Consider the following 13,519-nt stretch of genomic DNA (forward strand, 5'->3'; position numbering starts at 1 on the left):
GTCCCCCTGGTGGGGGGCACGGGATCACCTCGCGGGTTGCCTCAGCGGGGCATGGTCGACGCGCGCACGACGAGTTCGGGCTGGAACACGATCTGCTCGTGCTCGAACCCCTCGCCGGCCGCGGCCTCGCGCAGCAGCAGGTCGACCGCGGTGTAGCCGATCAGGGCGCTGGGCTGCCGAATGGACGACAGCGGCACGACCGCTGCCGCGGCGAAGGCGATGTCGTCGTACCCGATGAGCGCGATGTCACCGGGCACCCGCACGTCGCCGAACATGTTGAGCGCCTGGAGGACCCCCATCGCGAGCAGGTCGTTCGCCGCGAAGACCGCGTCCGGGCGCTCATTCTCCGGCCGGGCGAGAATACGTTCCCCGGCATCACGCCCCGCGAGCACGGTCAGGGACTCGGTCTCGATGACCTCGAGCGAGACGCCCGGATGCCCCGCCACCGCCTTGCGCGCTCCCTCCAGCCGGTCGGTCACCTGGCGGATGCTGGCCGGGCCGCCGACGAAGGCGAGGCGCGCTCGCCCGATCGAGGCTAGATGGTCGGCGGCGAGGTAGCCGCCGGCGACGTCGTCGACGGCAACAGAGGAGAAGCGGCGATCTTCTGCCTGGCGGTCGACGAGGACGGTGGGCGTTCCCCGCTCGCGGAGACGCGTGAGCCGGTCACCCAGGTCGCCCAGGGGCGTAATCAGCACGCCGTGAACGCGCTGCTCCTCGAACAGGTCGAGATAGGCGTTTTCGCGGTCGAGCGTCTCGTCGCTGTTGCCGAGGAGGATGGCGAGGCCCTCCTCGGCGGCGCGGTCCTCGGCCCCACGGGCGACATCCGTGAAGAACGGGTTGGCGACGTCGAGCACGACGAGGCCGATGCTCCGGCTGCGACCGGCGCGGAGCTGACGGGCCGCGTCATTGCGGACGAAGCCCAGGTGGGAGATCGCCGCCTGCACCCTGGCGACCGTGTCCGGAGAGACCTTGCCCGGGCGATTGAGCACATTGGACACCGTCCCGACCGAGACCCCGGCCTCGGCCGCGACCTCGCGCACACTGATCGACGTCACCGGTCTCCCTCTCGCACACAGCCCGTGGTCGCAGTTTATGTCAGCGTCGAATGAAACGAATCATTCCTGGGCGCTCTGGATTTATCTCAATTGCATCTCGGCTGGCCTGGCCGCCGGGATTCGGTGTTGACGTGCCCGGCGCGGTCGTTGTATATTCGCAACACACACTTTGAAACGATTCATTACCCAAGTTTCATTCCCTCAACGTGGAGGCGGCAGCTCATGCACCCAGCCCCGGACCTGACAGGCGGCGCGTTCGAACCTGCGCCGGTCCTGTCCCTGCACGGCGGGGTCAAGGCCTTCGGTGCCGTTGTCGCCCTTGCCGAAGGCACGATCGAGATCCGGCCCGGCGAGATCCACGCCCTCGTGGGCGAGAACGGGGCGGGAAAGTCCACCCTCGTGAAGGTGCTGGCCGGGCTCTACCACCCCGACGCGGGCGACTTCCGGGTGGACGGCGAGGCCGTCGCGTTCCGCAGCGTCGCCGACAGCAAGGCCGCCGGCATCTCCGTGATCTACCAGGAGCCCACGCTCTTCCCCGACCTGACCGTCGCGGAAAACATCTTCATCGGGCGCCAGCCCAAGGGCCGCCTGGGCCTCATCAGCCGGGCCACGATGCGCAAGCAGGCCAGGGCGCTGTTCTCTCACCTCGGCGTGCGAATCGACCCCGACCGGGTCGCCGAGGGCTTGTCGATCGCCGACCAGCAGATCATCGAGATCGCGAAGGCCATCTCCCTCGACGCCAAGGTGCTGGTCATGGACGAACCGACCGCCGCACTCTCCGGCGTCGAGGTCGAACGCCTCTTCCAGGTCGCGCGCGGCCTGCGGGAGAAGGGTGCGGGCATCCTCTTCATCTCACACCGCTTCGACGAGGTCTTCGCGCTCTGCGACCGGATCACGGTCATGCGCGACGGCCGCTACATCGCGACCCACCGGACCAGCGCGGTCACGGTGCCGCAGATCGTGCGCGAAATGGTCGGTCGCGACATCGCCCAGCTCTTCCCGAAGGAGGTCGCCGCGATCGGCGCCCCGGTTCTGCAGGTGAAGGACCTCGGCCGCGCCGGCGTCTTCTCCGACATCAGCTTCGAGGTCAGGGCGGGCGAGATCGTCGCGCTGGCGGGCCTCGTCGGCGCCGGCCGCACCGAGGTAGCCCGCGCGGTTTTCGGCATCGACCCGTACGACCGCGGCAGCGTCGAGTTCCTCGGCAAGCGACTCAAGTCACACAACCCGCAGACCGCCATCGACGTCGGCATGGGCTTCGTGCCCGAGGACCGCCGCAAGCAGGGCCTCGTGATGGAGCTCTCCGTCGAACGCAACGCCGCACTCACGCTGCGCAACCGCCTCGCGCGCTTCGGCCTGATCAATGCCCGGGCCGAACGCCGCGTCGCCGCCGAGTGGACCAGCCGGCTGCAGGTGAAGACGGGCTCCCCCGAGTTCAAGGTCTCCACCCTCTCCGGCGGCAACCAGCAGAAGGTCGTGCTCGCGAAGTGGCTGGCCACCGAGCCGAAATTCCTCATCGTCGACGAGCCCACCCGCGGGATTGACGTGGGCACCAAGAGCGAGGTCCACCGGCTGCTGTCCGACCTTGCCGGCCGGGGGATCGCGATCCTGATGATCTCGAGCGAGCTGCCCGAAGTACTCGGCATGGCCGATCGCGTGCTCGTGATGCACGAAGGCCGAATTACCGCTGAGCTCGACCGGGCGGATGCGACACCAGAGTCGATCATGCACGCAGCGACCGCATCATTGGAGCGCACACCGTGACCACCACACCCACATCCACGCCGACCGCCCCGGAACGCAAAGCCGGCGGAGGCGCACGCCTGCTGGGCGCCCTGCTCCGGCTCCGGGAAGTCCCCGTGACGCTCGCTCTGATCGTGCTCGTGGTGGTCACCTACCTGGCCAACCCTCTCTTCCTGGGCACCCAGGGGGTCAAGGATCTACTCCTGAACGCGACGATCGTCATCATCCTCGCCGTCGGGCAGGCGCTCGTGATCATCACGCGCAACGTGGACCTTTCGGTGGGCTCGATCCTCGGCCTCGTCGCCTTCAGCACCGGCACGCTGTTCGCCACCTTCCCAGGAATCCCGATCGTCGTCGTCTTCCTCGCCGGCATGGCCCTCGGAGCCCTGCTCGGTGCGGTCAACGGCCTGCTCGTGACCGTCGCGAAGGTCCCCGCCCTGGTGATCACCCTCGGCACCTTGTACATCTACCGGGGCCTGAACAACGCCTGGGCCGGCGGCAAGCAGTACTTCGCTGGCGACCGACCGGATACCTTCGGTTCGCTCTCGGTCGACACTGTCCTCGGCTTTCCGCTGATCACCCTGATCGCGATCGTCGTCGTCGTCGTGGTGGCCGTGTACATGGTCGGCACCCGGCCCGGCCGCGATCTCTACGCGATCGGTTCCGACCCCGCAGCCGCCGAACTCTTCGGCATCCCGGTCAACCGCCGCGTGTTCCTGGCATTCCTCACCAACGGCGTCCTGGCCGGCCTGGCCGGGGTGCTGTACGCCAGCCGCTTCAACTCGGTCGGCGCAACCACCGGATCCGGCCTCGAACTGGACGTCGTCGCCGCGGCCGTCGTCGGTGGCGTCGCCATCTTCGGAGGCAGCGGCTCCGTCGTGGGCGCGGCCATCGGGGCGGTCCTGCTCACCACCATCACCAGCGCCCTGACCGCCCTCCGGGTGGACAAGTTCTGGCAACAGGCGATCGTGGGCGCGCTCATCCTGGCGGCCATCATCATCGACCGCATCGCCGGCCTGCGAACGGCAAAGAAGCTCCGAGTAAGTGAGGCACGCGATGTCTAACACCGTCACCACCACCCCCGCCCTCGACACCAGCAAGACACTGGCCGCCGAACCCCGCGGCCGCACCGGCGCCGCCCGGCTGCTGCTCGGCCGGGACGCCGTGATGATCTACGCGCTCCTCGCCTTCGTCCTCTACGGGATGATCGCCATCCCGCGGTTCGCCTCACCGGTCACGGTCGGCTTCCTGCTTCTGGATGTCATCCCGGTGCTGCTGATCGCCCTGCCGATGACCCTCATCATCATCACGGGTGAGATCGACCTCTCGGTCGCGAGCATCGCAGGACTCACCAGCGCCCTGATGGGCGTACTCTGGGCCGCCGGACTCGACATCGGCACGGTTCTGGCGATCAGCCTCCTGGCCGGTGTCGCCGCCGGCGCGTTCAACGGCTTCCTCGTGGCGGTGGTCGGGCTCCCCTCCCTCGCCGTGACGATCGGCACCCTGGCGCTCTTCCGCGGCCTCGCCCTTGTCGTCATCGGCGACAACGCCGTGGCCAACTTCCCGCCCGAACTGACGGCGTTCTTCACCTCGAAGCTCGGCAGCACGGGCATCCCGACGGTGATGATCGGAGTCCTGCTCGTCGCCCTCTTCTTCGGCGTCCTGCTGCACTTTACCCCCTTCGGCCGCGGACTCTACGCCCTCGGCTTCAGCAAGGAGGCCGCGACGTTCGTCGGCATCAAGGTCGCCCGCGCCAAGTTCTGGCTCTACGTCGGGTCCGGATCCGTGTCCGCCCTGGCCGGAATCTACTGGACCCTGCGCTACTCGAGCGCCCGAAGCGACAACGCCAGCGGGCTCGAACTCACCGTGATCGCGGCCGTACTGCTCGGCGGAGTCTCAATCTTCGGCGGCAAGGGATCCATCCCCGGCGTCATCGCGGGCGTCCTCCTGATCGGAACAATCAACTTCGCACTTCGGCTCGGTCGTGTCTCCGATGTCGTACTCATCATCGTGACCGGAACGCTTTTGATCGCATCCGTCGTCGCACCCAGCGTCTTCGAGGGGATCAAGCGATGGCAACACAATCGCCGGCTCCGACGCAGTCTTCCCCAGGTACCCGCCTCGGGAGAAACCAACGCCTCCGCACCAGGCGTCCAGGAAAGGAAATGACAATGGAGTTCATTAGCAATCGCGCCCGGAAGGGCAGGACCGCACGACGCGTCTCCGTCCTCGCCGCAGCGGCAACCGCGTTCGCCCTCGTCGCGACGGGCTGCGCAACCGGCAGCACGGGCGACAGCACCGACGGGGCCGCCGCCGACGGCGACCTCAGCATCACTTTCATCCCCAAGCAGCTCAACAACCCGTACACCGACGTCGTTCTCGGCGGCGGCGAGGACGGCGCCAAGGAGGCCGGATTCGCGTCGACGCAGGTCGTCGGGCCGCTCGAGGCCAGCGCGTCCAGCCAGGTCTCCTTCATCAACGCGGAGACCCAGGCCGGAACGAACGTCATCGTGATCGCGGCGAACGACCCGGATGCCGTCGGGCCGGCCCTCCAGGAGGCGCGAGACGCGGGCGCCAAGATCGTCGCCTTCGACTCGGACACGAACCCCAAGTACCGGGACGTGTTCATCAGCCAGGTCGTGGCCAAGGATGTCGCCTTGATCCAGACCAAGCTGATCTCGGAGCAGATCGGCGGCAAGGGTGAGATCGCGATCCTGTCGGCCACCGCCAATGCGACCAACCAGAACGAGTGGATCAAGTTCATGGAGGAGGAGCTGGCGTCCAACCCGGACTACAAGGACATCAAGCTCGTCGCCAAGGTCTACGGCGACGATGACGACACCAAGTCGTTCCAGGAGGCCCAGGGCCTGCTCCAGGCCTACCCGAACCTCAAGGGCATCATCTCGCCCACGACCGTCGGTATCGCCGCGACCGCTCGCTACCTCTCCACCTCGGACTACAAGGGCAAGGTCATGCTGACCGGGCTCGGCCTGCCGAACGAAATGCGTCCGTTCGTCAAGGACGGCACTGTCACCGCGTTCGCGCTCTGGGACCCGGCTCAGCTCGGCTACGTCGCCGCATTCGCCGGCAAGGCACTCGTCGACGGCGACATCACCGGCAAGGAGGGCGACACCTTCACCGCCGGAGAGATGGGCGAGCGCACCGTCGGCAAGGACGGCATCGTGATCGTCGGCCCGCCGACAACGTTCGACAAGAACAACATCGACGAGTACGACTTCTAACTCGCCGTGACCATGGGGTGGTGAGGGCGGATGTTCACGCATCCGCCCCACCCCCTCTTCCCCTTCGACTGCTCGCCCCGGATCACCAGGAGACACCCATGACCGAGAGCCCCCGCCGCTCAGTCGGCGAGCTGCTCGTGCCGAAGAAGCGCACACCGACCCGGATCGGGCTCGTCTCCGGCGGGCTCGGCGCGTACTGGCCGCAGTTCCCCGACCTTCTCCCCCAGCTGCAGGAATCCGCGCGTTACGTGACCGGCCGATTCAACGAGTTGGGCGTCGATGTGGTCGACGTCGGTTTCATCTCCGACGCTCAGGAGGCCGGCGTCGCCGCCGAAAAGCTGCGGGTAGCCGATTGCGACCTCATCGTCGTCTTCCTCGCGACCTACCTGACCTCCTCTATGGTGCTGCCCATCGCCCAGAAGTCGAAGACACCGGTCCTGGTGATCGATCTTCAACCGACCGAGGCAATGGACCACGCAAACTTCGACACCGGCAAGTGGCTCGCCTACTGCGGGCAGTGCCCCGTGCCGGAGGTCGCCAATGTGTTCCGGCGGGCCGGCATCCCATTCCGCTCCGTCTCCGGCTACCTGCGCCAGGACAGCGCGTGGGACCGGATCAACCAGTGGGTGCACGCCGCGGGCGTACGCGCAACGCTCCGCACCGCACGGCACGGCCTGATGGGCCACCTCTACCCGGGGATGCTCGACGTCTCGACCGACCTGACCACCGTCTCGACCACCTTCGGCTCGCACGTCGAGGTGCTCGAGTTCGATGACCTGCGCGAACGCGTGAACGAGGTGACGGATGCCCAGGTCGCCGACCGCATGGACCTCGCGCGGCAACTCTTCCGGCTCGACGAGTCCGTGAATGAAGACGACTTCGCGTGGGGCGCCAAGGTCTCGGTCGGGCTGGACCGGCTGGTCGACGACTTCGACCTCGACTCCGTCGCCTATTACCACCGCGGCCTCGCCGGCGAGCAGCACGAGCGCCTTGGTGCCGGCATGATCCTCGGCTCGTCGATCCTGACCGCCCGCGGCATCCCGATGGCCGGGGAATACGAGCTGCGCACCTCCATTGCCATGCTTGCCGGCCACGCCATCGGCGCCGGCGGATCGTTCACCGAGATCCAGGCGCTGAATTTTTTCGACGGTGTCGTGGAGATGGGCCATGACGGCCCCGCGCACCTCGCCGTCAGCTCGAACGATCCGCTCCTGCGCGGGCTCGGGGTCTACCACGGCAAGCGCGGCTGGGGGGTCTCGGTCGAGTTCGACGTGCGACCGGGACCGGTCACCACCTTCGGCGTGGGCCAGGACCGTGACGGCAGCTTCGTCTTCGTCACCTCGGAGGGCGAGGTCACTCCCGGCCCGCTCCTCGCGATCGGCAACACTACCTCCCGGGTGGACTTCGGCGGCGACCCGGGCGCCTGGGTCGACGAGTGGAGCCAGACGGGCATCGGCCATCACTGGGCGCTGTGCCTCGGCCATCGCGCGGCCGACATCAAGGCGGCCGCGAACCTGCTCGGAATCGAGCACCGCCACGTCACCCTCGGGGGGCGATGACTGTGCAGCGCGTGTGCTTCCAGCTGCAGGTCAAGCCCGACCGGATCGAGGAGTACGCCGGGCGCCATGCGGCGGTCTGGCCGGACATGCTGCGGGCGCTGAAGGAAACCGGCTGGAACAATTACTCGCTCTTCCTGCGCGACGACGGCCTGCTCATCGGGTACTTCGAGACGGAGTTCCTGGAGGCGACCCGGGTGGGCATGGCGGCCACCGAGGTCAACGCCCGCTGGCAGGCCGAGATGGGCGAGTTCTTCGAGGACCTCGATGTGGGCCCCGACGAGGGATTCCTGCGGCTGCGTGAGGTCTTCAACCTCGAGGACCAGCTCGCCGCGCTTGACGAGATTGAAACGATTCATTTAGACTCAAACGACCCCCACAGAGAAGTGACATGACGATGACGACATTCGAATCCATCACCGACCAGCTCGCGGCACAAGCCATCGAACTGCCGTCCTGGGCATTCGGCAATTCGGGCACCCGGTTCAAGGTGTTCGCGACGCCCGGCACCCCGCGCACCATCGAGGAGAAGATCTCCGACGCGGCCAGGGTCCACGAACTCACCGGGCTGGCGCCGTCCGTCGCTCTGCACATCCCCTGGGACAAGGTCGAGGACTACGCGGCGCTCCTCCGCTACGCCGGCGACCTCGGCCTCTCCCTGGGCACCGTGAATTCGAACACCTTCCAGGACGACGCCTACAAGTTCGGCAGCCTCACCCACACGGATGCCGCCGTGCGGCAGAAGGCGATCGACCACCACTACGAGTGCCTCGACATTATGAACGAGACTGGCTCGCAGGACCTCAAGATCTGGCTCGCCGACGGCACCAACTACCCCGGCCAGGGCGACATCCGCGGCCGCCAGGACCGCCTCGCCGACTCGCTCGCGGACATCTACGCACGGCTCGGTGACACCCAGCGCCTCGTGCTCGAGTACAAGTTCTTCGAGCCGGCTTTCTACCACACGGATGTCCCCGACTGGGGAACCTCCTACGCCCAGGTCTCCGCGCTCGGCGACCAGGCTCTGGTCTGCCTCGACACTGGCCACCACGCACCGGGCACGAACATCGAGTTCATCGTCGCCCAGCTGCTGCGCCTCGGCAAGCTCGGCTCCTTCGATTTCAACTCGCGCTTCTACGCCGACGACGACCTCATCGTAGGCGCGGCAGACCCGTTCCAGCTTTTCCGGATCCTCTACGAGGTGATCCGCGGCGGCGGCTTCGGGCCGGACTCGCCGGTCGCGTTCATGCTCGACCAGTGCCACAACGTCGAGGAGAAGATCCCCGGGCAGATCCGCTCGGTGCTGAACGTCCAGGAGATGACGGCGCGGGCGCTGCTCGTCGATCGGGAAGCACTGACCGCGGCGCAGGACGCCGGCGACGTGCTCGGCGCCAACGGCATCCTGATGGACGCCTTCTACACGGATGTCCGCGCCGACCTCGCCGCCTGGCGCGAGTCCCGCGGGCTCCCGGCCGACCCGATGGCCGCCTTCGCGGCATCCGGATACCAGCAGAAAATCGCCGGCGAGCGCGTCGGCGGCCAGCAGGCAGGATGGGGCGCATAACTATGACCAACACGACAGCATCCGAACTGATCGCCCGATCCAACCGGCTCGGCGCCGACCCGAAGAACACCAACTACGCCGGGGGCAACACCTCGGCCAAGGGCACCGAAATCGACCCGGTCACGGGCGAGAGCGTCGAGCTGCTCTGGGTGAAGGGCTCCGGCGGTGACCTCGGCACGGTCACCGAGCAGGGGCTCGCCGTGCTCCGGCTCGATCGGATGCGCGCCCTCGTGAACGTATACCCGGGCCAGGACCGCGAGGACGAGATGGTGGCCGCCCTCGACTACACGCTGCACGGCAAGGGCGGTGCCGCCCCCTCGATCGACACGCCCATGCACGGGCTCGTCGATGCGGCCCACGTCGACCACCTGCACCCGGACTCCGGGATCGCGATCGCGACGTCCGCCGACGGCGAGGCCCTGACGGCGACGATCTTCGGCGACAAGGTTGCCTGGGTTCCGTGGCGCCGTCCCGGCTTCCAGCTGGGTCTGGACATCGCGGCCATCAAGGACGCGAACCCGCAGGCGATCGGCTGCATCCTCGGCGGGCACGGCATCACCGCCTGGGGTGACACCAGCGACGAGGCCGAGGCCAACTCGCTCTGGATCATCGACACGGCCGCCGCGTACATCGCCGCGAACTCGAAGTCCGAGCCGTTCGGCCCGCTGCTGGACGGTTTCGGTCCACTCTCCGCGGAGGAGCGCCGGGCGAAGGCGGCCGCGCTCGCCCCGACGATCCGCGGCCTCGTCTCCACCGACGCCCCGAAGGTCGGCCACTTCACGGACGCGCCCGAAGTGCTGGACTTCCTCTCCCGGGCCGAGCACCCTCGCCTGGCTGCCCTCGGCACCAGCTGCCCCGACCACTTCCTCCGCACCAAGGTCACCCCGCTGCTGCTCGACCTGCCGGCTGGCGCCTCGGCCCCAGACTCGATCGCTCGCCTGCAGGAGCTGCACGAGCAGTACCGGGCCGAGTACCAGGCCTATTACGACCGGAATGCGGTCTCGACAGGCTCGACCACCGCATGGCCCGCGATCCGCGGCGCCGACCCGCTCATCGTGCTGATCCCGGGCGTGGGTATGTTCAGCTACGGCGCCAACAAGCAGACCGCGCGGGTCGCCGGCGAGTTCTTCCTCAACGCGATCAACGTCATGCGCGGCGCCGAGGGGCTCTCCACCTACGCCCCGATCGACGAGGCCGAGAAGTTCAAGATCGAATACTGGGCGCTCGAGGAGGCCAAGCTGCAGCGGATGCCGGCGCCCAAGCCGCTCGCCACCCGGGTCGCGCTCGTCACCGGCGCTGCCTCCGGCATCGGCAAGGCCATCGCCACGCGTCTCGCGGCGGAGGGCGCCTGCGTCGTCATCGCCGACCTCGACCTCGCTAAGGCGCAGGCCGCGGCGGCCAAGATCGGCAACGAGGACGTCGCGATCGGCGTGCAGGCGAACGTGACCGACGAAGTGCAGGTGCAGGCATGCGTCGACGCCGCCGTGCTCGCCTTCGGCGGCCTCGACCTGGTCGTGAACAACGCCGGGCTGTCGCTGTCGAAATCACTGCTCGAGACCACGGTCGCCGACTGGGACCTGCAGCACAACGTCATGGCCAAGGGCTCATTCCTGGTCTCCCGGGCCGCCGCCCGGGTGCTCATCGACCAGAAGCTCGGCGGCGACATCGTCTACATCTCCAGCAAGAACTCGATCTTCGCCGGCCCCAACAACATCGCCTACTCCGCGACCAAGGCCGACCAGGCCCACCAGGTGCGCCTGCTCGCGGCCGAACTCGGCGAGCACGGCGTCAAGGTGAACGGCATCAACCCGGACGGCGTCGTCCGCGGCTCCGGCATCTTTGCCGGCGGCTGGGGCGCCAAACGAGCCGCCGTCTACGGGGTGCCGGAGGAGGAGCTCGGCAAGTACTACGCGCAGCGCACGCTGCTGAAGCGCGAGGTGCTGCCGGAGAACGTGGCCAACGCCGTCTTCGTGCTCTGCTCCAGCGACCTCAGCCACACCACTGGCCTGCACATCCCCGTCGACGCCGGCGTCGCCGCCGCCTTCCTGCGATGAGCGCTCCGTCGCGGCGTAACCGTGGCCGGTTCGGGTCGCGCACGTGGTGACCTCGGCCGGGACGGTCGCCGCGATCGACCTGGGAGCGTCCAGCGGGCGCGTGGTGCTCGGCCACGTCGGACACAATGAACTGAGCATCCGCCCGGTCGCGCGCTTTCCCAACAACCCGGTGCGCACCATCGACGGGCTGCACTGGAACATCCTCGAGCTCTACCGAAACGTGCTCGTCGGCCTCCGCGTAGCGGTGCGGGAAGACCCCACCGTGGCCAGTGCGGCGGTCGATTCCTGGGCCGTCGACTATGCGCTGATGCGGGGCGACAGGATGCTCGGCAACCCGTACCACTACCGGGACGAGCGCGCCGCCGCCGGGGTGGCCGCGACGCATGCGCTGGTTCCGCGAGACGAGCTCTACGCCCGCAGCGGGCTGCAGTTTCTCCCCTTCAACACGCTCTATCAGCTGGCCGCCGACCGCCTGGCCGGCAGCCTCGACGGCGCCGATTCCCTGCTGCTGATTCCCGACCTGATCAGCTTTTGGCTCACCGGCACGAAGGTCGCCGAGCGCACGAACGCGTCGACGACGGGGCTGCTCCGGGTCTCGACAAGCTCGACCACCGGGACAAGCTCGACCGCCGCCGGGGGCGACTGGGATGACGTTCTGATCGCCCGGCTCGGCCTGCCCCACTCGCTCTTCCCCGCCCTCATCGATGCCGGCGGCCGGATCGGATCGCTGCTGCCCGGCGTCGCGGCCGAGATCGGCGCCGACCACCGCTTCGACGTGGTGGCAGCCGGGTCGCACGATACGGCATCCGCGGTTGCAGCCGTGCCGATGGCCTCCGACACCGCCGCGTACATTTCCTCCGGGACCTGGTCGCTTGTCGGCGTCGAACTGGCCTCTCCCGTGCTCAGCGAGGCAAGCCGCGCGGCCAACTTCACCAATGAAGGTGGCGTCGACGGGCGCGTGCGCTACCTGCGAAACGTCATGGGACTGTGGCTGCTCAGCGAATCGATGCGTGCCTGGGAGAAGGCTGGGGCATCACCGAACCTGACGGCGCTCCTCGCCGAGGCGGCGAGGGTGACCGGGCCCGTCACCGTCTTCGACGTCGACGATCCGGGTTTCCTCGCCCCGGGTGATATGCCGGCCCGCATCACGGACCACTGCGCCCGTCACGACTTGCGGCCCCCGAGTACGCCCGCCGAGCTGGTGCGCAGCATCGTGGAAAGCCTCGCTGCCGCCTATGCGCGCACCCTGGGCACGGCGGCCGAACTCTCCGGCACGCGGATTAGTACCGTGCACATCGTCGGCGGCGGTTCGCAGAACGAGCTGCTCTGCCAGCTCACCGCCGACCGCACCGGCCTGCCCGTGCTGGCGGGACCGGTCGAGGCGACGGCCATCGGCAACGTGCTCGTCCAGGCCCGCAGCCAGGGACTGGCGACCGGCAGCCTCGAGGGCCTGCGCGCCCTCGTCGCCCAGGCCTTCCCGCCGCGGAGGTACGAGCCATCGACCCAGGCGGTCGCCTGACCGCGAACACCGCTGGCATGTCCCGCGGATGGGTCGACAACGGGGGTGTTCCGCGTGACGGAGCGCACCCGTTCGATAGGGGACCATTGTGAGTTCAGCTGCCGGACCGGTCATTCCGGAGAGCGTTCCCCGGCCGATGCGCGCGCCGGAACCGACCGGCCGCCTCGGCCGCTGACTGGTGCACAACCGCGTGCCGCCGGTGGGTCCGGAGAGCTCGGAAGCGACGACGTCGACTCGGGATGCTGCCGATGTACCGGCGGGTTGCCCAGGAGAGCCGTCGCGGTGGCGACGCCGGTCGTGGCGCTGTTCCGGATCGTCAATGGCGTGGTGATCACCCGGGGGCTGAACGAGCTCGTCACGCAGCCGGATGCCCTCGCCGGCTGGACCGACGCTCTGGCAGCCCGCGTCGGGGGCCTCGGCGGAATCATCGGCCCCTCGTTGATTGCGTTCCCGCTGCTCGTGCTCGGGCCTGTCGGGATTCGAAACGGGGGTCAGCATGTTGCCGCTCGTGGCCGCCGATGGGCGGACCCCCGATGAGCGCCTGGCCTCCCGCATCCGCAACCACCGGAGGCTGCTCACCGTGGCCGCGATCATCATGAGCTGCTACCTCCTGGCGAGCAGCTTCGTCACGACCCTGCTCATCCCCAGGAGGCGTTCGAGGAGGGTGGCGAGGCCAACGGCCGTGCCCTGGCCCACGGGCATGTCGGCACCGTGTATGACGTGAGCAGCTTCATTATCCTGGTGATGCTCGTATCCGCCGCTGCGGCGGTCACCATCTCCGCCGTGCGG

At 68.3% G+C, this 13,519-nt stretch carries 11 protein-coding genes; 10 read left to right on the top strand and 1 reads right to left on the bottom strand.

The features are described 5' to 3' along the window. Nucleotides 1–41 precede the first annotated feature (41 nt). Nucleotides 42–1,055, bottom strand: a complete 1,014-nt coding sequence (locus E3T54_RS09880) for a LacI family DNA-binding transcriptional regulator (RefSeq protein ID WP_134475525.1) — start codon at nucleotides 1,053–1,055, stop codon at nucleotides 42–44. A 222-nt stretch (nucleotides 1,056–1,277) separates the two neighbouring features. Between E3T54_RS09880 and E3T54_RS09885 the strand changes: the two genes are divergently transcribed. From E3T54_RS09885 to E3T54_RS09930, 10 genes are all read left to right on the top strand, one after another. After that, nucleotides 1,278–2,816, top strand: coding sequence for a sugar ABC transporter ATP-binding protein (locus E3T54_RS09885; RefSeq protein ID WP_134475526.1), 1,539 nt, complete (start codon nucleotides 1,278–1,280; stop codon nucleotides 2,814–2,816). Beyond that, nucleotides 2,813–3,859: an ABC transporter permease gene (locus E3T54_RS09890; RefSeq protein ID WP_134475527.1), complete on the top strand. Its 1,047-nt coding sequence runs from the start codon at nucleotides 2,813–2,815 to the stop codon at nucleotides 3,857–3,859. The genes E3T54_RS09885 and E3T54_RS09890 overlap by 4 nt, the downstream gene beginning before the upstream one ends. Next, nucleotides 3,852–4,964 carry an ABC transporter permease gene (locus tag E3T54_RS09895; protein WP_134475528.1) on the top strand — a complete coding sequence of 371 codons (1,113 nt, stop codon included), beginning with the start codon at nucleotides 3,852–3,854 and terminating at the stop codon, nucleotides 4,962–4,964. Before E3T54_RS09890 ends, E3T54_RS09895 begins: the two co-directional genes overlap by 8 nt. A gap of 2 nt (nucleotides 4,965–4,966) precedes the next feature. After that, nucleotides 4,967–6,037: a rhamnose ABC transporter substrate-binding protein gene (gene rhaS / locus E3T54_RS09900; RefSeq protein WP_134475529.1), complete on the top strand. Its 1,071-nt coding sequence runs from the start codon at nucleotides 4,967–4,969 to the stop codon at nucleotides 6,035–6,037. A 98-nt stretch (nucleotides 6,038–6,135) separates the two neighbouring features. After that, the gene (locus E3T54_RS09905; RefSeq protein ID WP_134475530.1) at nucleotides 6,136–7,596 is read left to right on the top strand and encodes an L-fucose/L-arabinose isomerase family protein; all 1,461 of its coding nucleotides are present in this window, start codon (nucleotides 6,136–6,138) and stop codon (nucleotides 7,594–7,596) included. After that, nucleotides 7,593–7,988 (top strand): L-rhamnose mutarotase, encoded by a 396-nt coding sequence (locus E3T54_RS09910; RefSeq protein ID WP_134475531.1) that lies wholly within the window; start codon nucleotides 7,593–7,595, stop codon nucleotides 7,986–7,988. The genes E3T54_RS09905 and E3T54_RS09910 overlap by 4 nt, the downstream gene beginning before the upstream one ends. Before the next feature lie 2 nt (nucleotides 7,989–7,990). Further along, nucleotides 7,991–9,157 carry an L-rhamnose isomerase gene (gene rhaI, locus E3T54_RS09915; RefSeq protein WP_134475543.1) on the top strand — a complete coding sequence of 389 codons (1,167 nt, stop codon included), beginning with the start codon at nucleotides 7,991–7,993 and terminating at the stop codon, nucleotides 9,155–9,157. A 2-nt stretch (nucleotides 9,158–9,159) separates the two neighbouring features. Further along, entirely contained in the window at nucleotides 9,160–11,211 is a 2,052-nt protein-coding gene (locus E3T54_RS09920; RefSeq protein WP_166804884.1) for a bifunctional aldolase/short-chain dehydrogenase, read from the top strand. A 43-nt stretch (nucleotides 11,212–11,254) separates the two neighbouring features. After that, nucleotides 11,255–12,730: a rhamnulokinase family protein gene (locus E3T54_RS09925; RefSeq protein ID WP_134475533.1), complete on the top strand. Its 1,476-nt coding sequence runs from the start codon at nucleotides 11,255–11,257 to the stop codon at nucleotides 12,728–12,730. 282 nt (nucleotides 12,731–13,012) lie between these two features. Next, on the top strand, nucleotides 13,013–13,267 hold the full coding sequence (locus E3T54_RS09930) for a hypothetical protein (RefSeq protein WP_134475534.1): 255 nt from the start codon (nucleotides 13,013–13,015) through the stop codon (nucleotides 13,265–13,267). The last annotated feature ends 252 nt before the right edge of the window (nucleotides 13,268–13,519 follow it).

It is taken from the genome of Cryobacterium sp. Sr8 (assembly GCF_004403225.1).
GTDB classification, from domain to species: domain Bacteria; phylum Actinomycetota; class Actinomycetes; order Actinomycetales; family Microbacteriaceae; genus Cryobacterium; species Cryobacterium psychrotolerans.

What these genes read in the sequence shown, in the direction of transcription:
- rhaI (WP_134475543.1), top strand. Translation starts at nt 7,991, where the DNA reads ATGACGACATTCGAATCCATCACCGACCAGCTCGCGGCACAAGCCATC.
- E3T54_RS09920 (WP_166804884.1), top strand. Translation starts at nt 9,160, where the DNA reads ATGACCAACACGACAGCATCCGAACTGATCGCCCGATCCAACCGGCTC.
- E3T54_RS09905 (WP_134475530.1), top strand. Translation starts at nt 6,136, where the DNA reads ATGACCGAGAGCCCCCGCCGCTCAGTCGGCGAGCTGCTCGTGCCGAAG.
- E3T54_RS09885 (WP_134475526.1), top strand. Translation starts at nt 1,278, where the DNA reads ATGCACCCAGCCCCGGACCTGACAGGCGGCGCGTTCGAACCTGCGCCG.
- E3T54_RS09910 (WP_134475531.1), top strand. Translation starts at nt 7,593, where the DNA reads ATGACTGTGCAGCGCGTGTGCTTCCAGCTGCAGGTCAAGCCCGACCGG.
- E3T54_RS09895 (WP_134475528.1), top strand. Translation starts at nt 3,852, where the DNA reads ATGTCTAACACCGTCACCACCACCCCCGCCCTCGACACCAGCAAGACA.
- rhaS (WP_134475529.1), top strand. Translation starts at nt 4,967, where the DNA reads ATGGAGTTCATTAGCAATCGCGCCCGGAAGGGCAGGACCGCACGACGC.